This window comes from Methylomicrobium album BG8 (genome assembly GCF_000214275.2).
Classification (GTDB): Bacteria; Pseudomonadota; Gammaproteobacteria; order Methylococcales; family Methylomonadaceae; genus Methylomicrobium; species Methylomicrobium agile.
In genome coordinates, this window is the sequence record NZ_CM001475.1 from 524,373 (window position 1) to 549,544 (window position 25,172).

10 protein-coding genes and 1 pseudogene are annotated in these 25,172 nt (G+C 60.5%); 8 read left to right on the forward strand and 3 right to left on the reverse strand.

Annotated features, from left to right (window positions below):
* Positions 1–88: 88 nt before the first annotated feature.
* Positions 89–949, reverse strand: coding sequence for a LysR family transcriptional regulator (locus METAL_RS02305; RefSeq protein ID WP_005369251.1), 861 nt, complete (start codon positions 947–949; stop codon positions 89–91).
* A 189-nt stretch (positions 950–1,138) separates the two neighbouring features.
* Here METAL_RS02305 and METAL_RS02310 point away from each other — a divergent pair, with 189 nt between their 5' ends.
* The 5 genes from METAL_RS02310 to METAL_RS02330 all read left to right on the forward strand — a co-directional run bounded on the left by METAL_RS02310 (position 1,139) and on the right by METAL_RS02330 (position 6,836).
* Positions 1,139–1,984 (forward strand): hypothetical protein, encoded by an 846-nt coding sequence (locus METAL_RS02310; protein ID WP_005369256.1) that lies wholly within the window; start codon positions 1,139–1,141, stop codon positions 1,982–1,984.
* Positions 1,985–2,010: 26 nt separating this feature from the next.
* Positions 2,011–2,424 (forward strand): hypothetical protein, encoded by a 414-nt coding sequence (locus tag METAL_RS19740; protein WP_005369258.1) that lies wholly within the window; start codon positions 2,011–2,013, stop codon positions 2,422–2,424.
* Positions 2,425–2,653: 229 nt separating this feature from the next.
* Positions 2,654–4,222 carry a DHA2 family efflux MFS transporter permease subunit gene (locus tag METAL_RS02320; RefSeq protein ID WP_005369261.1) on the forward strand — a complete coding sequence of 523 codons (1,569 nt, stop codon included), beginning with the start codon at positions 2,654–2,656 and terminating at the stop codon, positions 4,220–4,222.
* Positions 4,219–5,661: an efflux transporter outer membrane subunit gene (locus METAL_RS02325; protein WP_005369263.1), complete on the forward strand. Its 1,443-nt coding sequence runs from the start codon at positions 4,219–4,221 to the stop codon at positions 5,659–5,661. The genes METAL_RS02320 and METAL_RS02325 overlap by 4 nt, the downstream gene beginning before the upstream one ends.
* An 8-nt stretch (positions 5,662–5,669) precedes the next feature.
* Positions 5,670–6,836, forward strand: a complete 1,167-nt coding sequence (locus METAL_RS02330; RefSeq protein WP_005369264.1) for an HlyD/EmrA/EmrK family protein — start codon at positions 5,670–5,672, stop codon at positions 6,834–6,836.
* A gap of 203 nt (positions 6,837–7,039) precedes the next feature.
* Here the strand turns inward: METAL_RS02330 and METAL_RS02335 are convergent, their stop codons facing one another.
* Both METAL_RS02335 and METAL_RS21405 read right to left on the reverse strand, forming a co-directional pair.
* A complete protein-coding gene (locus METAL_RS02335; RefSeq protein ID WP_342633141.1) occupies positions 7,040–12,628 on the reverse strand; it encodes an alpha-2-macroglobulin in 5,589 nt (1,862 codons plus the stop codon).
* Positions 12,629–12,773: 145 nt separating this feature from the next.
* Complete coding sequence (locus METAL_RS21405; RefSeq protein ID WP_245549446.1) at positions 12,774–13,451, reverse strand: hypothetical protein; 678 nt, start codon at positions 13,449–13,451, stop codon at positions 12,774–12,776.
* A 272-nt stretch (positions 13,452–13,723) separates the two neighbouring features.
* Here METAL_RS21405 and METAL_RS02340 point away from each other — a divergent pair, with 272 nt between their 5' ends.
* The 3 genes and pseudogenes from METAL_RS02340 to METAL_RS02350 all read left to right on the forward strand — a co-directional run bounded on the left by METAL_RS02340 (position 13,724) and on the right by METAL_RS02350 (position 25,164).
* Positions 13,724–14,005 (forward strand): DUF4347 domain-containing protein, encoded by a 282-nt coding sequence (locus METAL_RS02340; RefSeq protein WP_005369268.1) that lies wholly within the window; start codon positions 13,724–13,726, stop codon positions 14,003–14,005.
* Positions 14,002–14,217, forward strand: a pseudogene (locus METAL_RS22060) (DUF4347 domain-containing protein); the annotation flags it as partial. The gene METAL_RS02340 and the pseudogene METAL_RS22060, both read left to right, overlap by 4 nt.
* Before the next feature lie 57 nt (positions 14,218–14,274).
* A complete protein-coding gene (locus METAL_RS02350) occupies positions 14,275–25,164 on the forward strand; it encodes an Ig-like domain-containing protein (protein WP_005369270.1) in 10,890 nt (3,629 codons plus the stop codon).
* Positions 25,165–25,172: the final 8 nt, after the last annotated feature.

The following is a 25,172-nucleotide window of genomic DNA, read 5'->3' on the forward strand; positions in this document are numbered from 1 at the left end:
AGATCCGATTCGCGTAGCGTAACCCGCGTAAGGCGGAACGCGCCAGCGGTTCCGCCAGAACAGACATTGGCTTTGGAAGCGGTAGCGTTCAACTGTAACGGGTTTGCCGCTCGACCGTCGCCAGCCGGCGCAAATTGCCCAGCACCTGCGTCAGTACCGCCGAATCGGTATCGAGCGGATATGCCATATACGACGGCAGTTTGAATTCCGGACTGCAGGGGACGCGGTGCAGGCGCCTTGCCCAGACGAAGGATTCGGCCATCCGGATCGGCAGGAAACACGAGCCGCCGTTGGACAAAATCAACTGAATGCCGAGCCAGCCGATATTGACCACTTGCGCGGGTCGCTCCATATCGGGATAGAAGCCGCTGTGCTGAGCGTAAAACTCGGGCCCCCAATCGACATAGATATAGTCGTCTCCCGGCCAGGGGTCGTTCGGCCGGGTAGTCAGCAGCACCAGCGTCTCGTCGAATAAATGTTCGACTTTCAGCCCCGGGCTGTGCTGCGGGGCGTACATCATCCCGATATCCACGGTGCCCTCGATCAGCCGCCGCATCAAATCGTCCTCAAAGCCGATGTCGCAGCGCAGCGACACATCCGGCAACGACGTGCGAATCTCGCCGATCCAGCGCGGCAGCATCGTTTCCCACAGCGCGATGCGCGCGCCGACGGTAATGCTGGCCCGAAAGCGGCTGGGCAGGCCGATATCGTGTTTCGCCTGCTCCAGCGTCAACAACATCGATTTCGCATGCTTCAGGAACCGCCTGCCCTGCTGGGTCAAATGCGCCCCGGACCGGTTGCGCACGAACAAAGGCACCCGCAGATACTCTTCCAGGCGCTGGATGCGCATGCTGACGGTGGATTGCGTCACGTAGAGGCGGTTGGCCGCCTCCTGAAAGCTGCCGTTCGCCGCTACGCTCAAAAAAGTACGGATCTGTTCGATATCCATCGCGTTTCCATTTGTTTTTTCGATATTAAAGTCAAATATAAATCATTTGTTTCATTTGTAAATTGAATTTATATTGGTAATTAAAAGTGATCGCCCTATTCTGGGTCATTGTCATTCGCTACCGAGTCGGGCGGTCCATTTCGGCGCAGAGATAAATTTCGCTTTCAGGGCTCAGGCAGGAGGTTTGCGATGTTCGAGAAATACGCACAAAAGGGTTGGTATTGGCTGTTGCCGGCGTTGATGCTGGCCGGCTGCCAGACGGCTCCCACGGTCAGATTGCCCGGCGCGGCGGCGTCGGCGATCAAGACGGTCAGAATAGTGGCCGTCGAGGCGCCGCCCCTGGAGGTGTTGCCCGACCCGCTCGAAACCCGGATGCCGAATTACGCGCATGAATACAATATGGTTTTGGCTTTGCCCGGCACTGGCACTGCGCAGGAAGCCGTGTACCGGAGTCCTGGCGGTATCCTGATCGCTGGCAAGGTCGGGCAGGGCGACAGCGTGGAAATCGCCGACCTGTCGGCGAATGGCGACGCTTCGGCCTTGTCCGGTTATTGGATGCCGACGCTTGAACTGGCCTCCGCCGCGGAAGCGCAGTTGAAGGCCGCGCATATTACGGCCGACCTGAAGCCTCAAGCCGCCCGCCTGCCGATCGCCGCCGGAGAACGCACCGCGTATATCGGACACTGGCGGGAAGCGGTCGATCGATGGTACGCCCGGAACGCTCCCGCATCCCTTGAAGGGGCGCAAACAGCCGACGCGGTGCTCGAAGTCGGCATCGGCCGCTACCGTATTTTCGAAGGCCAGACGTCCCTTCAGGTCTTGCTCAAATTGATCGATCCGCACACGGGTCAAGTGCTCGCCAAGACCAGCAAAAAATCGCTAGTAGTCGGCGACACGGCAATACCCGCACTGCTCTATCCGCAAGGCGAAAGGTTCAAGGCTTCGATCCGCGAGAACGGCGGCCGGCTGATCGCGGAGGCGATGCAGGACATCGGCCTGACGCCGGTGCGCTTGTCGGCACTGTCAACTCCGTAGTCGGAAGCGGCTTGTGGAGAAAGGTTATGAGCATATCGCTAAAACAGAAGATCGGTTTCGGTTTGCCGATCGTAATCCTGTCGTATATGCTGTTCGATACGTTGCTCGAACTGTTTCTCGAACTCCTGGATTTGGCTTTCGAAGGCATCGAATACGTCTTCGATGCGGCCATCGAACATTTGTTCGATACATCGCGCCATACGGCGCAGGTCGTCACTTTTTACCTGTTGTTTCTGATTGCGGCGGCCTCCCTCTACAGGCTGAGCCGCCGGTTGCCGGGCTGGTACGAGGCATTCAAAGCCGAGTGGATCGATACACGCCATCAGTTGGGTGCAGTGACGCTGGATTATTGGCATACCTCATCGGCATCGGATCGAATGAAATGGGGATCGGCCTTCACAATCGGCGTGGGTATGCTGATGTGGGGACTTTTGATCTGACGGGATTAAAAAAAAAGCCAGCGGTGCCCGCTTAATTAATCGGACAGAGGCGCTGGCGGCCGTTAACGGGCCGGCCTTTAAGGTCGTCGGCAATATCGGGCCGCGCCGTTTTTGCTTTATCATAGTATCGATTCGCTATTTTTTGAGAGTTTGCCAAATCTTATGCTGCGGATTTTCCGTATGACTACACGCTTCGCAACCGCCTTCCCCGTCAGGAAATCTTCATAGCATGGGCCTCATTTATAGCAAACGGCTGCGCGGCTGGCGCTTCGTGCTGTTCAACCTGTGTCTGGGCCTTGGTCATGCGGTGGTGATTTTCAATGCGGGAGCCTATATCGCGATGCTGCCGCGCGTGGCGGGCGGGCTTTCCATTCCGCCCAGCTTCGCGACCTGGACCCAGACCGATTACATGACCAGCCTGGCGCTCGGTTTTCCGCTCGGCTCGTGGTTTGCGCGGCAGAAGGGCGAATACCGCCCGTTCGTCTGGGCCTTCATGTTGTTTGCGGCCGCTTCGGCCGTCTGCGCCTACAGCACTTCACTCTACGGATACCTGGCCGCACGGGTCGTACTCGGTTTCGCGGGCGGCGTAACCCTGCCTTTGGGCCAGACGCTGGTTCTGAAAGAATATCCCGACCGCAAAAAGTCGGTCGGCATTGGCGTCTGGAGCCTGTTCACGCTGACGCCGTTCACATTTGGCCCTCCGCTCGGCGGCTGGATCGCGGACCATCTGGGCTGGCGCTGGCTGTTTCTGTTCAATGTTCCCGTCTCGCTCGCGATCGCCGGCATTGTCGGCGCCTTGCTGTACGGGCGCGGCGCAAAAACCGCCTTCAGCCATTTCGACTGGATCGGCTTCGGCCTGCTGGCTGTCGCGATGGGCAGCTTCCAGACCCTGCTGAATCAGGGCAACGACTGGGACTGGACGAATTCGGGCTATCTGAATGCGTTGATTGTCATCTGTATCGCCGCCCTGTTGTACTGGATCGTCTGGGAACTCGGCAGACGCCGGCCCTTCCTGGACGTCCGCTTATTCGCGCACCGCAATTTCACGATCGGGGTACTGCTGCTTTCGATCGGTTTTTTGTTTTTCCAGGGGTTGCTGTCGCTCCTGATCGTGCAGCTGCAACTAACGATGGGCTATTCTTCGTTCCTCGCGGGCCTTGTGTTTTTGCCGATGGCGATTTTCGCGAAGCCGGTCGCGGGAGTCTTTCATGAAGTCGTCAAACGCTGCGACGCCCGCCCGCTGGCCTGCGCCAACCTGCTCGGCTTCGCGGGCGTTTATTTCTGGCTGAGCCGCTTCGACGATTCCGCGTCTTTCGATCGGTTGTTCTGGCCTAAATTGATCGAAGGCATTTGCCTCGGCACGTTCTTCGGGCCGCTGACCGTATTGATGCTACACGGTTTGCCGCCGGCCCAACAGCCACGCGCGGTGGATATTGCCGGCCTGATGCGGATCGCGGCCGGCGCGGTCGGCATTTCGCTGCAAACGGTTGTATTCTACCGGCGCGCGCCTTTCCACATGACCCGCCTGGCCGAAACCCTGACGCCGCTCGATCCGCCTTACAGCCTGGCAATGGAGACACTGACCGGCGCCGGCTTTGCGGAACCGGCCGCTACGGTGCAACTGGCGAAAATCGCCAAGCAGCAGGCGGCCATTCACAGCGTCAACGATGCCTTCTGGATCGCCGGCTGCGCCTTCGCCGCAATGGCGCTGCTGGTCTGGCTGGCGCAGCCGACCCGGGAGCCGCGGCGCCTCCCGTGGGTGCGCCGCGCGCTGGAACTGCTGGCGAGGGAAGTATGAACGCATTACGGCGGCGTTTCGCCGCATGCCTGGGCGCGCTGCTCCTGGCTCCATCCTGCGCCTGGCTTCCCGAGCCCGGCGCGCGCGCCGGCAAAATCCCCATGCCGCGCGTCGATAAGACGCTGGCGGCGGCTCGACAGGCATTGCCGGCCAGCCCCCGCTGGCCCTCGGAGAAATGGTGGCAAAGCTTCGCGATACCGGCGTTGGACCGGCTGGTCGAAACCGCGCTGGCCGACAGTCCGACCCTCAAAACCGTCGAGGCGCGGCTGCGCCAGGCGCAAACCCTGGTCGATGCCGAGGCGGCCAATCAATATCCAACCGTCGACGCCAATATCGGTTTCAGCGCCCAACGTTTTTCCGCCAACAGCGTGCAGGCCAAACTGGCGGGCGAACATTTCCGGCAGCTGTTGATCAATCCGTTCGTGTTGCGCTACCACCTGGATTTGTGGGGCGAGGACAAGGCGGCGCTGGAAGCCGCGATCGGCAAGGCGATGGCTGCGGAGATCGAGCTGGCCGACGCCCGCCTGCTGCTCTCGGCCGCGGTCGCCGGCGCCTATTTCGATCTGGCTTCGGCATCGGCCCGGCTCGACGCCGCCGCCCGCCTCACCGCCGAGCGGAGCGAATGGCTCAAATGGGCCGAATCGCGGCTCTCCACCGGACTTTCGTCCACCGCGCCGCTGTTGAAAGCGAAAATGGACCTCAACGATGCGAAGCAACAGGAGGCGGCGATTCGCGCCGAAATCCAACTGCTGCAAAACCGCCTTGCGGCGCTGGCCGGGAAAGGACCCGACTGGGGGCGGCAAGTCGCGTCCGCTCCCCTGGTCCTGCCCCGGCTGCTGCCCTTGCCGAACGACCTGCCGCTGCGCCTGCTCGCGCATCGTCCCGACGTGCAGGCCGCGCGGCTGCGCGCCGAAGCCGAAGCGAAGCTGATCGATGTCGCGAAAACGGCATTTTATCCCGATGTGAATCTCGTCTCCTTTGCGGGGCTCCACAGCGTCAGCATGACCGATGTGATTTTGCAGGGGTCGAGCCTCGCTTATGCGGTCGGTCCGTCGATCGACTTTCCGATTTTCGAAGGCGGACGCCTGCGCGCCGAACTCCAGTATCGGGAGGCCGCCTACGACGCCGCGGTCGAGCATTACAACGGCCAGGTACTGCACGCGGTGCAGGAAGTCGCCGACGCGCTGGCCGGCTGGCAAAAGATAGATGAACAGGTGAATGAGCAGCGGCAAACGCTTGCCGCGGCGGAAACGGCCCGGCGGCTGGCGGAAAGCGAGTACCGTTCCGGGCTGAGCGACCGCCGCGGCCTGATCGAAGCGAATACGGCCGTTTCCTTCCAACGTCTCCGGCTGGCCGGCCTCGAAGGCGATTATTGCAAAACCGCCGTACAACTCACCCGCGTTCTGGGCGGCGGCTATCTGAACAAGGCCGTTGAATAAAGGAAACCATGCATAAAACGATACGCCCCAGGGAAATCCTCCGCCGCCGCAGGCGCCGGCTGGCCGCCGTCACCTTGACGTTACTGCTGAGCGTCGCCGCTTATTTGGTTTACTGGTGGTTTGCGAACCGCGAATGGGTCGCGACCGACGACGCTTTCGTGACCGGCCACCTGATTACGCTGAAAGCGCAAACCGAAGGCACCGTCGTCGAAATACTGGCCGAAAACACGCAACGAGTGCGCCAGGGGCAGGTCCTGGTGCGCCTCGACGGCGTTCGGGCGCAGCTGGATTTCGAAAAGGCGCAGGCCGAACTCGGCGAAACGGTCCGCCATCTCGAAAAACTGACTGCGGGAATTCAAACCTTGCGGCAGCGCATCGCGGCCAGGCAGGCGGCCCTGAACCAGGTCCGCCACGATTTGAATCGCTATCTGGCCGCCTTTAGCGACGGCGCCGCTTCCGAACAGCAGGTGCAAAACGCCAGGGACAAAATCGAGGAACTGGAGGCCGCGATCAAGGAGGCCGAAGCGGAGAAAACGGGCATCGAAGCCGAGGTGGGAGGCGTCGATGTCGACAAACATCCTTTAGTCGAAAAAGCCAAAAGCCAACTGCGCTTGGCGTACCTGGAATACAAGCGCCGCCATATTCTCGCGCCGGCTTCCGGCTATGTCGCGAAACGCCGCGCCGAGGTTGGCGACCAGATCAAGCCCGGCGCGCCGCTGCTGGTAATCGTGCCGCTCGACGACCTTTGGATCGAAGCGAATTATCTCGAAAACCAGATCGCCGGCATCCGTCCCGGCCAGCCTGCCGAAATCCGCGTCGACGCTTACGGCGACCGCCTCGTGTACCACGGCCGCGTGCAGGGCATCAATCCCGGCACCGGCAGTCCGTTCGCGCTGCTGCCGACCGACAACGCCACCGGCAACTTTATCCATATTGCCGAACGGGTCCCGGTCCGTATCGGCCTCGATCCGGAGGAACTGCGCAAAAATCCGCTGCAGCCGGGGTTGTCGACCCTGACCCGGATCAAGACCAGCGAAAAAGGCGACGCGCTGCTTGCCTCGCATACCGAAACCCAAGGCGAAGCCTATCGGACCGATATTTATGAGCATGAACTGGATGATGCGGAACAGTTGATCGAAAAAATCGTATTGTCGAACCGCTTCGGAAAGCCATAGCGTTATGGCAAACGGCGGTTTGCTTACGCGAAACCGCCCACCACACTGTAGGGCGTTTTCGCGACAGCAAAACGCCAATCCCCTTCAAAGCGCGGCGGATTGCCTGGCGGCGAATCCGCCCTACCAGAGCCGTTGGGTTAAGCGCCAGCCGTAACCCAACACTCGAAGCCGAATCCTGTTGGGTTACGCTTCGCTAGCCCAACCTACGGATCTTTCTCGTCGACACGCACCGCGCCTGATCCGGAATGCGCTCGCAAGGTCGGTACGTACATCGCCTCGGCATAGACCGGCGGCACGTTGAACGTACCCGCCGCAGTGGCTTTGGCACGGTAGCGGTATTCGGCCATGTCCTTGTTTAGCGTGCCGTACAGAAGCACGCGATCTTCGCGCACGTCGACATAATCGGCCGTCCAGTTGCCGCCGGTTTTCAGCCGGTCCTGCCAGTGAGGAACATTTTCTTCTCCCGCATCCTCTTCGGAATCGGTTTGTTCTTTCTCGGCCGGATTTTGCAGCACCGCTTCGAAACCGCCGGGCAAGAGATCGACGATCGCGACATTGGCGATAAAGTCCCGGTCGATCGCCCGCGCGCGGATCGAGACGGTGACTTCCGCGCCCAGCGGGATTTTATCGAGCGGCTTGCCGTCGTCGCCCAGGAAGCTTCGGACGATTTCGAGACCATCGCGCACTTCTGCCGAAGGCGGCGCGATATCGAAGCCCGATTCGGAAACCGCGTAATACAGCGGCATGCCGCTTTCGCCTTCGAATTCGAGCGCGGCGGCGTCGAGCGGGAACGCCGCGCGCGGCGCGAAATTTTGCGGCAGCGCCAGGGCTTGGCGCTGCCCTTTGCCGTCGATCGCGGTGATCGCAAGATGCGGCGCCACGCCGGCCGGCAGCGCGTCCAGGTAGGCGTCGAAAGCGAGCAGCAGATACGCCGAGGACAGGGTGTTGAAGCGGTCCTCCCGCAAGTGCCGGCCGATCGCTTCGAACAGCGAGGCCGGCAGCTTTTTGAGCTGGGCCGGGAAATGCTTCGCCAGCACATACAGGGTCTGGGACTGATGGATCAAGGGATCGTAATAGTCGTTGAAATCGAAGGTGCCGGCCGAACTTCCGAGCGATTCAGCCGGAATTTTGATCAGTTCATCGGCGGCCGAAGGCTGCTGCAGCAAGCGGTAGCTGGCTGCGAGATAGACCGCGACCAGGTCGTTTCGCCATTCTTCATCCTTGTAATTCGCGCGTAGCGCTTCTTGAATCCCGGCCAACGCGGCGGTCGCGACGTTGCCCTGCCGGGTCAAGAGATACGCCGCATAAGCGCGCGCGCGCAGGCCGGCCAAGTCTTCCGCCGGGCTCGCGGAAAGATTTTTCAGATAGTCGAGCGCCTGTTGCAGCATGTCCGCCGGCACCGGAAACCCGTTCGCGGACGCTTCCAGCAGCATATGGGCCGCATAGACCGACACGAATTCATGCGCCTCGGGCGAAGCGGTCCACAAACCGAAGCCGCCTTCGCCGTTCTGGCGGGTGCGCAGCACCGAAAGCAATTTCAACCAATCCATATCGGCACTGGCCGGTTCGGGCTTGTCGCCGAATTCGGGACGCTTGCGCAGCACGATCGCCGGTATCGCTTTGCTGGTCAACTGCTCGGTGCAGTAATGGCTGAAATTGTCCAGATAAGCCGTCAATCCCGGCATCGCGACCAGCGGCAACGGCGACAGGCCGGCGCTGACCTGCCGGTATTCCGGATACAGCCGGCGCAGTTCTTTCACTTCCTGTTTGCCTTTGAAGTTGCCAAATCTCAGGTTTGCCATTTTCGGCACGGCGGGACGCAGGCTCAGATGGCTGCTCAGTCCGGCCGACTTGCCGCCGCTTTCCGCAGTGAAGCGCAGTTCCGCGTCGCCCAATACGGCTTTGCCGCCGGCGGCAGCCTGCAAGGTAAAGGTCGTGGCGCCTTCGTGGCCTTCGGCTATCTTTATCGTCCGTTCGGCGCCATCCTTGACCTGCAACTGCGGCGGCACATTCAGCCTAACTTTGACTTCGGCTTTCGGCCCGCTGCCTTCGGCGTGGTTCGCGATGCCGGCGCTGACCGTGAATTGGTCGCCCGGCGCGACCATCGACGGCACGTTCGGCGTAACGATCAGATCGCCGCGCACCTGGGTTTTTCCGATCACGCTGGCGATCTTCAAATCGCCGACCGCGACCGCGAAAATCTTCAGCGCGCCGTTGAACGTGTCCGGCACATCGTAATTGAAGGTTTTCTCGCCGTCGATATCGGTGATGCCGGACCAGTACACGGCTGGTTTGTCGCGTTTGCGCTTGAACGGGTTCAGGTAAGAGGCGGCTTCCTCTTCCTCGCCGTCGCCGCCGGGCGCGGAGAGCTGCAACAGTTTGGTGAATTCGGGCAGAATCAGGTCGAGGATCTGCGACGTGCCGACTTCGAGCATGCGCTTCCGGAAGAAATGGCCGAGCGGGTCGGGATTCTTGTAGCGCGCGACCTGCAGGATGCCTTCGTCGACCGCGAACACGACGACCCGCGCCGGGCCTTCGCTGGCCAGCTTGATCGGCAGGCGCTCGCCGGGCCGAATCCGTTCCGGCGCGTCGAGCGTCAACGGCTGCGTTTGCGCATTCAAGCCGATCTTGAACGGCGCGATGCCGTAAGACAGCGGGCTCATGAAAATTTCGTCGGAGCCCGGATCGCGGACGAATTGCACCGACACGTAGCCGTTGCCGGCCAGCTCCTTCGGCACTTCGATCGTCTGCACGGTCGACTGGGTGTCGGCACGGAACCAGCGGCTCGCGTAGACCTTGTCGCGCTCAACCGTAATCAGCCCCGCGCCGGTATAAGGCGCCCGGATGTTCACGCTGATCGTCTCGCCCGGCGCGTAGCTCGGCTTGTCGAGCGTCAGCTGCAGTTCGGCATTGCGGTCCAGCGTCCGGGACACATTGCCGAGGCCGGCGACGCTGTAGGCGATTTTGGCCAGCACCGTACCTTCCGCATTCCGCACCTGATAGACGTAATCGCCCGGCGTCTTGCTGTCGAGCGTCAACGTATGGCCTTCCTTCGGCAGGGCCAGCGGCGCCTTGTGCAACGGGTTTTCCTTAATCCGCGACTCGTAGCGGTAGGTACCGTCATCCTGCCGGATCAGCACCGACAGCGCCTTGCGTTCGATCAGTTCGAGCGTCAGCGGGTCGGCGGCGGTCTTTTGCAGATTCGGATCGACCGCGATCAGCTCGACATTGCGCTTCGCATCGCGGGCGACGAAATCGAGCGCGCCGTCGGCCTTGTAGCCGACCAGATACGGCAGGTCGGAAACGACGATATCCGCTTCGGCGGCAACGCTGCGCCCGCCTTCCGCTTCGAACGCGCGCGCCAGTAAATGCAGCTTGTAGGTCGCCTTCGCATATTTTTCCAGGTCCAGGCTGAAGACTGCCTTGCCGCCCGCATCGGTCCGTGCTGGGCTCAAATCTTCATCGTAACCGTGCTCGGCGAAATGCGGATCGTAAAAACGGTAATCCTTGTAGCGGGGAAATTCCGGCAGCCTGGGGCTCAAGGCCAGACTGGCCTCGACGGTCCGGTTTTCGGCCGGCGCGCCGTAAAGATTCCGCACGTTCACGGCCGCCTGCAAATCTTGCGGATTGGCCCAGCCTTCGGGAATCGGCTTCGAGAACGCGATCGCCGCCTTCATCCGGTCGGGCAGGAACTCCTCGACCTTGACCGACACCGAACCCAGGTATTTGTCCGACTTCGCGTTCCTGACCGTGTACAGATTGACCGTATAGGTGCCGGTCGGCGAGCTGTCGAGCGTTTCGTGCGCGAGCTCGTTGAAGCCGCCCCGGCCGAGATTCAGCCGCGTTTTTTTGATGGCGAGGCCGCGCGGATCGAGGATTTCGGCCTCCAGCGGCAGGCCGGCGAGCGGCATCTCCCATTTTTCTGCCTTCACGATCATCCCGATATGGAAGGTATCGCCCGGCCGGTAAATGCCGCGATCCGAGAACAGATAGGCGCTGAGTTCGCCCGGATCGGCCGCATTGGCCGCGCCGCCGATATCGAAACGCGAAAGGTTCAGGTTGCGGTCGTCCCGGCCGAGCGGCAAAAAGCTCATGTCGCCGCGATCGGTAGCCAGGTACAAGACCGGCTCACGTTCGCGTTCGAGTTTTGCCAGTTTCGCGAAGCGGGCCATGCCGTCCGCATCGGTCAAGCCCTTCATCAACGTCAGTCCGTTCTTGCCGATTACCGAAACCTCGACGCCTGCCTGCGGTTCGCCGGTCCCGATCGACTGCACGAAAACGACCTGCGAGCCGTCCCGTTCGGTTTTCACGATCATCCCGAGATCGGTCACCAGCACCAAGCGCTTTTCTTCCGGCCCGCCGGCATCGTTTGTTTGGTCTTGTTCAGGCTTGTCCGGATCGTAGCTTTTCGCGGTCAGCAGGAAAATGCCGCGTTTCGGCTGGCCCTCCGCATCGACCAGATAGGTTTTCAGATCGACCGGTTGATAATGCGGCTTGCCTTGGCCGGCCTCCGGCAGCGGCAGCTTGAGTTCGAAGCGTTCGGCCAGATTGTCCTGCCCGAGATTACCGTTGAATTCCGGATGCGCGAAATCGCCGGAGGTCTGGGTGACCAGATGCTGCAACTGGTCCGGCAGCAGCCGGCCCAGTTCGACTTTCAGGCCCTTCAGGTCGCGCGTCATCACCGCGATTTTCTTTTCGCCGCTCAGCATCAACAGCGATCCCTGGCCCATGATGTGCAATTCCTTCGGAAACTCGGGCACTTGCAGGGTCCGGTAAACCGGTTTCGGCAATCGGTAGCCGCCGAACGAGCGCAACTCTTTCGAAACGGCCACATACAGATAGCGGCCGACATCGGCTTCGAGCCGGAACGCATGGGAGGTGCCGTACTCGTTTTCGGCCGGAACCGTGTGCAGGTCGACCGGTTGGGCGGATTTCAGGATTTCCGCGGTGACCCGGTCCACGGACCAGTAAGTCGGGTGATCGCGCTCTTCTTCCGGCGTCTTCGGATCGAATTCGGGCAGTTGCCAAGCTTGAATCGATTTGGCGATTTCCTGTTCGTGAACCGGCACCGACGTAGTGACGATCAGAACCTGTTCCTGCTGGCCGGACTGGAGATTCGGCGCGACCGTGAGTTCCATATTCTCGATCATCCGTTCGTCGTAAAGGCCCGGCACGCGCGCTTCGCTGCGTAATTCGGACGCGGTTTTCGCCTCCGCGCCTTTAGCCTTGACGCCTTTGTTCAACAAAAAGTTGACCTGCTGAGGATGCTGGGGAATCGCGAGCGGCCGACTGTGGATGAAGGCGTTCAGCCCCAGTTTGTCGTAGTTGACCGTGAACGGGATCGGCTCGGGTTTGATTTTCGAATCCTGCGCGCCGACCAGGGTCATCTCGACCGCTTTTTCGAGCGAGGCGGCATCGACCGGATGGCTGAAGCGGACTTGGAAAATCGCTTTCTTCAGCGCCGGGTCCAGCGGGTCCTGATAAAATTCGGCTTTGTCGAGCGTAGCGGTGAAAGCCGGCCCCGCGAACGAAAACTCGTCGCGCGCCAGCCGGATTTGTTTCGCGACCAGATGCTTTTCGAAAGCGACTTCGAACGTCCGCCCGACCGGCCATTCGTGATCGGGTTGCAGCGCCAGGCGCCGGTCGTCCAGCCACTGCCAGCGGCCTTTGACCTCCGGCTCGATCGTAACGCCTTCGGCAATCGCCTTGCCGGCCTGCTCCAGCGGCGCAACCGAGCCGTCGAACGTAATCACCAGCGGATTCGGTTTGGCGTTTTTTTCCTCGATTTTCATCCGCTCGGGTGCGGCGACCGAAAAGTCGACCGACGCCGGCTTGGGGCGGTTTTCCCACAAATGGTAACCGTACCAGCTTGCGGCGCCGACTCCTGCGGCCAGGATCAGGGCCAGGATGCTTTGCCAGAGATGGCTTTTCACATAGTCAAGCCGTGGCGCTAGCCAGCCGCCGAATTGGACGATCCAGGCCGGCTTGTCCCAGCGCCAGACGCCGAACAGACCGCGCCAGCCGAGCAGAAAAGCGCGCCATAATGAGGACAACACCGCAAACAACCTGGCCATCGATCGATTCTCCGGGGAAGACAAGGGCAATGAAGCGGTTGCGATTGTACCCTATTCGTCCCGATTTTTCCCCGCCCTCGCACTCGAAAGAGCTGTAGGGCGTTTTCGCGACAGCAAAACGCCAACAGGCTTCAAAGCAAGGCGGATTGCCTGACGGCGAATCCACCCTACCGGCGTTGTAGGGCGTTTTCGCGACAGCAAAACGCCAATTCCCTTCAAAGCAAGGCGGATTGCCTGACGGCGAATCCACCCTACCGGCATTGTAGGGCGTTTTCGCGACAGCAAAACGCCAATTCCCTTCAAAGCAAGGCGGATTGCCTGACGGCGAATCCACCCTACCGGCATTGTAGGGCGTTTTCGCGATAGCAAAACGCCAATCCCCTTTAAAGCGCGGCGGATTACCTGATGGCGAATCCACCCTACCGGCATTGTAGGGCGTTTTCGCGATAGCAAAACGCCAATGGCCTTCAAAGTAGGATGCGGCTTTAGCCGCGATTGAAGCCTCTATCGCGGCTAAAGCCGCTCCTTCATGCCATGACAATCGCGGGTAGAAGCGTATCCATACGATTACCGTTTGAAAAACACAATTAGACAATACCAAAGTTGGGTTAGTGCAGCGTAACCCAACCTTAAGCTAGACAAAGATAAAACCTTAATTATAATGTTTCTATATAAGGGGAATATGCCGTGGCTAAGTCGATGAGGTTGTCTACTTGGGCACGGGTTAAGTTAAAGATACACAGATGAAATGAGGTTCGCTGGTTTCAACGGCGGCCGCAAAATAATGCTCAGACTTTAATCCAGGAATTTGAAATGGCTATTTTCAGTTTTTCTAACGCGCAATCGATTAACACAGCAACTACCCCGGCAGGTGATGTCTATGAAGATTCTGCCGCCCCCGCTACGCTGCTCGTCATCGACGCCCGCGTGCCTGACTATCAGAGCCTGCTCGCCGACCTACCCGCCAACGTCGCCGTGCGCATCGTCCAAGCCGATGAGTCCGGGTTGAACGCTATTGGCATGGAACTTGCTAATTTGGGGGGGGTAAGTTCGACGCCATCCACATCGTCAGCCACGGCAGCGCCGGCAGCCTGACGCTCGGCAGCGATACCCTCGACCTACAAAGCCTTGCCACGCAAGGCGATGCCCTGCAAACCTGGGCCGCCCATCTCACGGCGGATGCCGACATTCTTCTCTATGGCTGCGACATTGCCCAGGGCGAACAAGGCGATGCCTTCATCCGGCAACTCGCCCAACTCACCGGCGCCGACATTGCCGCCTCCACCAATGCCACCGGCGACGCCGGCAAAGGCGGCGACTGGACGCTGGAAAGCCACACCGGCAACATCGAAGCCCCGAGCCTCGTGGCGGACGACTGGTCGTATGTGCTCGCGGACGAGACAGTTCCGCTGATCGTGCCTGGCGCTACGCCGCTAAAGTTCAATAATGGGGCTCTTTTCTCCGGCACCGACAAGCAAGAAGAAGCCGTTTACAAATACACCAACGTCGTTACGATCGACGGCGTGCAGATTGATGCCTATGTAAAGATTGAAAGTATTCAGGGCGCGGAGTTGACCTCGATCGATAATAACAATCCTACAAACGCAACGGCTCCTGCGGGAATGACGACTGCGGATTTTTTTGCCCCTGAAATCAAAACGACGGCAGCCGATGGCGGCGTGACTTTTTCGATCACGTTCAAGGACACCGATGGCAATGTGCGCGCCTTGAGCGGCTTTTATAATAATTCCATCGATATTGATGCTGCCAGCGGCAATGTCAGAGAATTTGTCGAGTACGGCGGTTTTAAAAGCTATACCGTCAATAATCCCACGGATTTGCAAATCAAGGCGGGAGCCGTCGGGACGGGGCGCATGCGTTTCGAAAGTGGAAATAATAAAAGTTATGATGGCTTGGTCGTCAACGATATAGGCCGCGTTCAGACGCAATTCGATACGGTCAGCACGTTTACCATCAAGATGGGGGCAACAGGAAACGTAGGCTCAACTGCGCGTCAGTACGGCTCCATCTTCGCATCGATGGCTTTTAGCAACCCGCTGACGACCGAGGCGCCCACCGTCGACGCGCTGCGCACCAACGACCTGACTCCCATCTTGACCGGCACCGTCGGCAATACCCTACTCGGTGAGAGCGAAGCCTTCAGCGTGAACGTGAATGGCAAGACCTATGAGAAGGGAGATCCTGAACTCACGATTAATGACATGGTCTGGACGCTGGAAATTCCCGTGGGCGACGAATTGGCCAACGAGGATAAAACCTACGAAGTCAAGGCCCTGCGCGGAGGCGTCTTGTACGACCAAACGGCGAATGAACTGATCATCGACGTGACTCCTCCGACGGTCGTCGATGCGATCATTACAATGGACAAGTCCTCGCTGAAGGCGGGGGACACGGCCCTGGTCACGATCCAGTTTAGCGAAGCGGTCAAGAATTTCGATAACGACGATCTGACGATCGAGGGCGGCACGTTGACCGCTATCGTTTCCAGCGATGGCGGCATCACCTGGACGGCAACTTTTACGCCGACGGCCGATCTCGAAGACACCTCCAACGTCATTACGCTGAACAACGCCGGCGTAACCGATCTCGCCGGCAATTCGGCCAGCGGCACGACAGCGTCGGACAACTATGTGATCGACACCAAGCCGCCGGTGATAGACCTCGATCCGTCGGACGCCTCGACGCTGAACCACTCGGCCAACGTATTGCCGGGCGTGGCCGTCGGTATCGATGACAATGACGATGCGGCCAGTGTCATCGAAGGAAATGGAATTGCTTCCTTGGTCTTGACGGTGGCGGGCTTGTCCGACGGGGATGACGAGTTGTTGTCCTTCGATGACGGCAGCTTCTATCGGGCGAACGGCAGCGCAGCCGTGGGCACGGTTACGGTTGGCAGCGTCTCGGTGCAGGTGACGGCCAATGGAACCTCTGGCGGGACGAGCGGCACGTTCACCATCGTCAAGTCGGGAGGAGGCGACCTCACGGCAGCCGAAACCGCCAGCATTATTCAGGCGTTGGAATATAAGAATGCTTCTACCACCCCGACAGGGGGCGATCGCAGCTTCAGCTTCACCGCGACGGATGCTGCCGGTAATGCCACCGCCAGCGCGGCGGTCAGCACAGTCACGGTCGACGACGACCGCGACATCACGGTGACCGGCGGCGGCACGTTCAACGAAGCCTCAACGTATGCGACGTTTACCGTGACTGCCGATGGCGAGGTGGGCGATGCGGTGTTGCTGGAGCTAGGCAACACGGCGGACACGGCCGACCGGGACGCGACGATCAGCGGCTTCGCGATCCAATATTCGACGAACGATGGCGAGGACTGGGAAACCTACACCTGGAATGGGGCATCGGGTAACCGTCCGACGGTACCGAGCGACGGCCAGATTCTGGTGCGCGTGGACATCGGCACCGAACAGGACGACCTCTACGAAGGCGCGGAAACCTTCACGCTAACGGCGAGCTATGCGACAAACAGCGCGAAAACCAGTACCGACACGGCGACCATCGTGGACGACAACACGGGCCGTATCGACGTCAATGGGGATGGCGACATCACGGATGCCGACGAAGGCGAAGGACCGGGAACGCCGGGCGGCAGTTTAACCTTCGACGATGACCGGGCCATCACGGTGACCGGCGGCGGCACGTTCAACGAAGCATCGACCTACGCGACCTTCACGGTCGATGTGACCGGCGAGGCCGGCGACAAGGTGGAGCTGACGCTGGGCAACACGGAAGACCCGGACGACCAGAACGCGACGGTCAGCGGCTTCGCGCTCCACTATTCGACGAACGGCGGCACATCCTGGACGACTTATTCGGGCAGCAGCCAACCGGAAGTGCCGGCAAGCGGCAGCGGCCAGATTCTGGTGCGCGTGGACATCACCTCCGAACAGGACGACCTCTACGAAGGCGCGGAAACCTTCACGCTGACGGCGAACTACGTTTCGAACCCGGACAACAGCGACACGGGCCTGGCCACGATCGTTGACGACGGCACGGGGACGATTCTGGTGCCGACGGATCCGGCCGATCCCAGCAAGCCGCATAGTTCGAACCCGGCCGAAGGCAATGAGGGTCACGTTTCGGCGGACGACGACCGCAGCATAAACGTGAATGACATCACCGTCAACGAAGCGTCGAGCCACGGCGTGTTTACCGTAACCGGCACGCAAGGCCAGCATGTTGTCCTGGCGTTGACCGGGGGTACTGCTACCGGCGGCGCCATTGACTTCGGCAGCGGCGGTGCAGCGAACCTGCAATATTGGAATGGCGAAACGTGGTCGAATTACACGGGGGCGATCGCCCTTCCGGATGGAGGCACCCTGCTGGTGCGTACGCCACTCGTCAACGATAACATCTATGAAGGCAGCGAAACCTTCACCCTGACCGTCACTCCCGTGGGTGGCCACGCCGCTACCGGCACCGCCACCATCCAGGATGACGGCACCGGCACCCTCTTCGACCCGGACACCGGCGAGGAAACCCCGACTGACCCGAGCGATGAAGCTTACATTACACGCGACGATGACCGCGCCGTGAGCGTGAACGGCATCACCGTCAACGAAGCGTCGAGCCACGGCGTGTTTACCGTGACCGGCACGCAAGGCCAGCAGATCGTCCTGGCCCTGACCGATGGTACGGCCGTCAGCAACGGTTCCAATCCCGACTTTGGTCCGGGCCTGCAATACTTCAATGGCACAACCTGGCAGACCTACACCGCCGGAACAGCCGTGACCATCGCCAATGCCGACGGCACCTTGCTGGTACGCACGCCGCTCGTCAACGACAACACCTATGAAGGCAGCGAAACCTTCACGCTGACTGCCACTCCCGTGGGTGGCCAAGCCGCTACCGGCACCGCCACCATCCAGGACGACGGCACCGGCACCCTCTTTGACCCCGACACCGGCGAAGAAACCCCGACTGACCCAAGCGATGAAGCTTACATTACACGCGACGACGACCGTGCCGTGAGCGTAAACGACATCACCGTCAACGAAGCGTCGAGCCACGGCGTATTCATCGTCGAAGGCGATGCCGGCAGAACGGTAACGCTGGCGCTGACCGGCGGCACCGCCACCGGTCAGGCCACCGGCGGCGGCATCGACTTCGGCAGCGGCGGTGCCACGAACCTGCAATATTGGGATGGCGAAGCGTGGTCGAATTACACGGGGGCGATCGCCCTTCCGGACGGAGGCACCCTGCTGGTGCGCACGCCGCTCGTCAACGATAACACCTATGAAGGCAGCGAAACCTTCACGCTGACCGTCACCCCGGCGGGCGGCCAAGCCGTCACTGGCACCGCCACCATTCAGGACGACGGTACCGGCACTATCTTCAAGGACAACGGCACGCCTGATAGCGAGGCTCTGAAGGACGACGACCGCGCCGTGAGCGTGAACGACATCGCCGTCAACGAAGCGTCGAGCCACGCCGTGTTCACCGTCGAAGGCGACGCCGGCAGAACGGTAACGCTGGCGCTGACCGGCGGCACCGCCACCGGTCAGGCCACCGGCGGCGGCATCGACTTCGGCAGCGGCGGTGCCACGAACCTGCAATATTGGGATGGCGAAGCGTGGTCGAATTACACGGGTACGATCGCCCTTCCGGTCGGCGGCACCTTGCTGGTACGCACGCCGATCGTCAACGACGATCTTTATGAAAGCAGCGAAACCTTCACCCTGACCGTCACCCCGGCGGGTGGCCAAGCCGTCACCGGCACCGCCACCATTCAGGACGACGGTACCGGCACTATCTTCAAGGACAATGGCACACCCGATAGCGAGGCTCTGAAGGACGACGACCGCGCCGTGAGCGTGAACGACATCATCGTCAACGAAGCGTCGAGCCACGCCGTGTTTACCGTGACCGGCACGCAAGGCCAACAGATCGTCCTGGCCCTGACCGATGGCACGGCCGTCAGCAGCGGTTCCAATCCCGACTTTGGTCCGGGCCTGCAATACTTCAATGGCACAACCTGGCAGAATTACGCAGCCGGAACAGCCGTGACCATCGCCAATGCCGACGCTACGCTGCTGGTGCGCACTCCGATCGTCAACGATACTCTCAGCGAGAGCAGTGAAACCTTTACCCTCACCGCAACACCCATAGGCGGCCATGCAGCAATCGGCACGGCCACCATCAGGGACGATGGCACAGGCGATATTTTTGACCCGGACACCGGCGCAAAAACCCCGGCCGACTCGAATACTCCGGGCTATATCCCGCGCGACAACGATCTGACCGTTACTAATCCGGTTGTCAACGAGGCGTCCGGCACGGCGGTGTTTGAAGTACACGCCACGCCGAACACGGCAATCACCCTGGCCTTGACTCCGGAGACAGCCGACGGAAGCGGTGTGGATTTCGGCAGCACCGGCAGCGTCAACTTGCAAGTATCGGTTGACGGCGGCCAGACCTGGACCAATTACACGGGCGGCACTGTTACCGTGCCCAACAACGGCACGGTGCTGGCGCGCACGCCGATCACCAACGATACAGTTTCCGACAACAACGAAACCTTCAGCCTGAATGTGACGCCGGGTAATGGCGGCGTTAGTGTCAAAGGTACGGCCACCATTAAGGACGACGGCACCGGCGATATCTTCAAGGACAACGGCACGCCCGATAGCGCGGCTCCGAAGGACGACGACCGCGCCGTGAGCGTGAACGACATCACCGTCAACGAAGCGTCGAGCCACGGCGTGTTTACCGTGACCGGTACCCTGGGCCAGAGCATTACCCTGACACTGACCGACGGTACGGCCGTCAGCAGCGGTTCCAACCCCGACTACGGCCCTGGCCTACAATACTATGACGGCGAAACCTGGCAAACCTACACCGGCAGCCCGGTCGAGATCATCAATGCCGACGGCACCCTGCTGATACGCACGCCGATCATCGACGACAACACCTATGAAGGCAGCGAAACCTTCACCCTCACGGCAACGCCCATAGGCGGCCAAGCCGCCACCGGCACCGCCACCATCCAGGACAACGGCACCGGCGATATCTTCAAGGACGACGGCACGCCCGATAGCGCGGCTCCGAAGGACGACGACCGCGCCGTGAGCGTGAACGACATCACCGTCAACGAAGCGTCGAGCCACGCCGTGTTTACCGTGACCGGCACGCAAGGCCAGGAAATCACCCTGAGTTTGACGCCGGGCACGGCCACGGGCGGCGGCGTTGACTTCGGCAGCGCCAACCCCCTGCAAGTATCCATCGATGGCGGCGCCACCTGGACCGACTACACAGGAGCGATCGCCCTTCCGACCGGCGGCACCCTGCTGGCACGCACGCCGATCGTCAACGACGACGTCTATGAAGGCAGCGAAACCTTTACCCTGACCGTCACCCCGGCGGGTGGCCAAGCCGTCACCGGCACCGCCACCATCCAGGACGACGGCGCCGGCGATATCTTCAAGGACGACGGCACGCCCGACAGCGCGGCTCCGAAGGACGACGACCGCGCCGTGAGCGTGAACGACATTATTGTCAATGAAGCGTCGAGCCACGCCGTGTTCACCGTGACCGGCACGCAAGGCCAGGAAATCACCCTGAGTTTGACGCCGGGCACGGCCACGGGCGGCGGCGTTGACTTCGGCAGCGCCAACCCTCTGCAAGTATCCATCGATGGCGGCGCCACCTGGACCGACTACACAGGAGCGATTGCCCTTCCGACCGGCGGCACCCTGCTGGCACGCACGCCGATCGTCAACGACGACGTCTATGAAGGCAGCGAAACCTTTACCCTGACCGTCACCCCGGCGGGTGGCCAAGCCGTCATCGGCACCGCCACCATCCAGGACGACGGCGCCGGCGATATCTTCAAGGACGACGGCACGCCCGACAGCGCGGCTCCGAAGGACGACGACCGCGCCGTGAGCGTGAACGACATTATTGTCAATGAAGCGTCGAGCCACGCCGTGTTCACCGTGACCGGCACGCAAGGCCAGGAAATCACCCTGAGTTTGACGCCGGGCACGGCCACGGGCGGCGGCGTTGACTTCGGCAGCGCCAACCCTCTGCAAGTATCCATCGATGGCGGCGCCACCTGGACCGACTACACAGGAGCGATCGCCCTTCCGACCGGCGGCACCCTGCTGGCACGCACGCCGATCGTCAACGACGACGTCTATGAAGGCAGCGAAACCTTCACCCTGACCGTCACCCCGGCGGGTGGTCAAGCCGTCACCGGCACCGCCACCATCCAGGACGACGGCGCCGGCGATATCTTCAAGGACGACGGCACGCCCGACAGCGCGGTTCCGAAGGACGACGACCGCAGCATCACGGTGACCGGCGGCGGTACGTTCAACGAAGCTTCGACCTACGCGACCTTCACGGTCGATGTGACCGGCAAGGCCGGCGACAAGGTGGAATTGACGCTGGGCAACACGGCGGACGCGGCCGACCGGGACGCGACGGTCAGCGGCTTCGCGCTCCACTATTCGACGAACGGCGGCACCTCCTGGACGACCTATTCGGGCAGCAGCCGGCCGGAAGTGCCGGCCGGCGGCAGCGGCCAGATTCTGGTGCGCGTGGACATCACCTCCGAACAGGACGACCTCTACGAAGGCGCGGAAACCTTCACGCTGACGGCGAACTACGTTTCGAACCCGGACAACGGCGACACGGGCCTGGCCACGATCGTTGACGACGGCACGGGGACGATTCTGGTGCCGACGGATCCGGCCGACCCCAGCAAGCCGCATGGTTCGAACCCGGCCGAAGGCAATGAGGGCCACGTTCCGGTGAACGACGACCGCGCCGTGAGCGTGAACGACATCACCGTCAACGAGGCGTCGAGCCACGCCGTGTTCACCGTGACCGGCACGCAAGGCCAGCCGGTCTCTCTGGCCCTGACCGACGGCACGGCCGTCGGCAGCGGCGCCAACCCCGACTTTGGTCCGGACCTGCAATACTATGACGGCGAAACTTGGCAGACTTACACCGGCAGTCCGGTCGAGATCATCAACACCGATGGCACCTTGCTGGTGCGCACGCCGATCATCGATGACGACGTCACCGAAGGCAGCGAAACCTTCACGCTGACCGTCACCCCGGCGGGCGGCCAAGCCGTCACCGGCACCGCCACCATCGAAGATAACGACGAGCAAACGGTCCTCAGCGTCGTTGCCGAAGACAATGGCAATTCCGGACAAAACCCTGTCGACGACCGTGTCGTTGAAGGCGAGAGCTTGCGTTACGCCGTGACCCTGTCCGGCGCGAGCGCCATCCCGACCGAACACAGCGTCGCCCTTGGCGGTACGGCCGACAGCAGCGACTATGCGGCGCGGAGCGGCTGGACTTTCAGCGGCGGCGTCGCCTGGAAAGACGCTAATTACAATGCCGTCATCGTGCCGGAAGGCGTGACCAGTTTTACCATTACCATTGGCACCACCGATGACAGTCTCATCGAAGATGGGGAAACTTTGAGTCTGACCGTGGGCGGCGTGACTGGCGCCGGAACCATTCTCGACAACGATCTGCCGCTGCAGGTGAGCAACATCGAGGTGAACGAAGCCTCGCCGTTTGCCATCTTTACTGTCAGCGGTCTTGCCGGCCAGCCGGTTAGTTTGGCTTTGGCGCCTACCGGTAGTGGCGAGGGCCATGCCATCTTGGGCGTAGATACCGCCAATACCCCCAGCGGTTCGGCGTTGCAGTTTTTCGACGGTAACGCCTGGCAAGATTATGTTCCGGACAGCGTGACGAACTTTCCTGCAGGCGGTCTGTTGCTGGTTCGAACCGGTATCGTCAATGACGATCCACCCATCTATGAAGGCCCGGAAACCTTCCAATTGATTGCCAGCAGCGGCGGCCGCGCGTTTACCGGAACGGCGACTTTGCTCGACGATGGCACGGGCACGATTTTTACCGGCTCGGTCAGTGCCGATACGCCGGTGACCAGTCAGAGCCATCTTGACGATGACCGGTTACTGAGAATCGATAATGTGACGGTCAACGAGAAGTCTCCGTATGCGGTGTTCCGGGTTTCCGGCTCTACAGGACAACAGTTATCTCTCTCGTTGGAAGAAACCGCGGCGCGCTTGGCGGATGGAACCTTGCCCGAAGGCCACGCGGCCTTGGGTGACGATACGGGTACCCAACTGCAGTATTTCGATGGCGATCAATGGGCTGATTATGTGGGGTCGCCGGTGACTTATCCGGCCGGCAGCACCACACTGTTGGTGAGAGTCGCTATTCGAGATGACGAGGTGTTCGAGGGGCCGGAGTCGTTCAAACTGAAAGCGGTCACCGGCAGCTTGATGTCTTATGGCACCGGGGTAATTGGCGATGACGGGCGCGGTGCGTTTTATAACGAAAGCGGCGCGGAGACGACCGACCCGAGGATAATCAAGGACGATGACCGCAGCTTTTCGATTGACAGTTTTGAGGTGAATGAAGGTTCGTCGTTTGCGGTGTTTATCCTCACCGGTTTGGGCGGCCAGCAATTGACGTTGCGTTTGACTTCAACCGGCGTAGGCGAAGGCCATGCCAGTTTGGGCCTGGATGTGGCGGATACGCTGGAAGTGTTTATGGATGGCGCTTGGCAGGCGTATCCCGCCAACGATGTCTTGACCTTGCCGGAGGGGCCGGGCGCGGTAACGAACTTGCTGGTTCGTGTCCCGTTGATCAATGACCTCTTAAAAGAGGGCGCTGAAACTTTCCGCTTGACGGCCACCGGTTTGCCCGGCAGTCCGGTAGTGGGCGAAACCTTCGGCACCGCTACCATCAAAGACGACGGTACCGGGCTGAAATACACGGGCGATCTGATAGACGGCCGGCCGGTCAGCAATACCGTCCTGTTGGACGACGATTTCGACAAAGACGGTATTGCGCCCAATGTGGAAGAGATTTTGGCGACCATGTCCTCATCTACCGGCAACGGCGGCGCCGATGGCGACTTGAATAACGATGGCAAACAAGATGCCGAACAACATGCGCTGGCTACATTGGCCTGGATCAATAGCGGGTATTTCGATAAAGCCATTGAAGGCACGTTGACCGAAGTCAAGCCGATCATTTCGTTGTCGGTGGTATCGGGATATGCCGAGGAGGATTCGCCGATAGTTGGCGATGAGTTCTATCAGCTCAGTCAAATCAACGTGATTCCTCAGGATGCCGCCGAGTTCGGCGGGCATCCGGTCAGCGTGAATAATCTTCCCAATGGCACTACCATTGAAGCGCCTTGGGATCCGATTCAATTTGCGATTACGCCTGTCGACGACGGACTTGTCTTGCAGGATTTTGATAACAATCCCGACAATGGTACGCAAGTGCGGGTGGTGATCGACATTTCACGCGCTAAAGTACCCGAAAACGGCTTCAACGCTTATCTCAAATATGTTACCCAGGCGGCTATAGATGCGCCAGGCGTCTTGCTGGATTTGAACGGTAAAGAGATTACCAGCGCCGGTTGGTATGATTTTACGCAACGCACCGACGCGGCGGGTAATCCGGTGGGCGATGGCGCTCGCTTTATCATTAAGGACGGTCTGATTCAAGCGATCGAGTTGACGCTTACCGACAATGCTTTTGGCGACAACGATCCCAATATGCAAGCGTTGTTCGATCCGGGGTTGCCGGTGTTCATCCAGCAGCCGGTTAATCCTCCACCCGTGTGGATTACTTCGAATGTCAGTTTAAAAAAGACGCCGGTGGACGTCGATAATGTGCAATTGCTCAACAAGGTCGTATCGACATCCACCAGTGCTTACAATTGCTTGCCCGACTGGCTGCTTAAAATGGCGGGCCTGTCGAATGCGTCTACTCATGGCATTGCCAATTTGAATTGCGCCGGCAATGCCAAGGACAATATCCTCGTGGGTAACGACGGCAAGAATGTTCTGCGAGGATTGGGAGGTAACGATGTGTTGGTGGGCAGTGGCGGCTCCGATAAATTGTTCGGCGGCGCCGGGGCCGATGTGTTCAAGTACGTGGAGCTGTCGGACAGTTTGGTCGGTAAGAAGAACCGCGACGTCATCGCCGACTTTAAGGTGAATGAGGACAAAATCGATTTAACCGAGTTGGCCAACAAATTGCTGCCAAGCGGGCAGCAGTTCGTTCTTGTCACGGCATTTAGCGAACAGGCAGGGGAATTGCATTTCGATGCCAAGACCCATCTGTTGCAAGGTGATGTCACGGGCGACGGCATAGCGGATTTTGAAATCATGCTGACTGGCGTCAAGGCGCTGACTGTGGATAATTTTGTGTAATTTTTTGA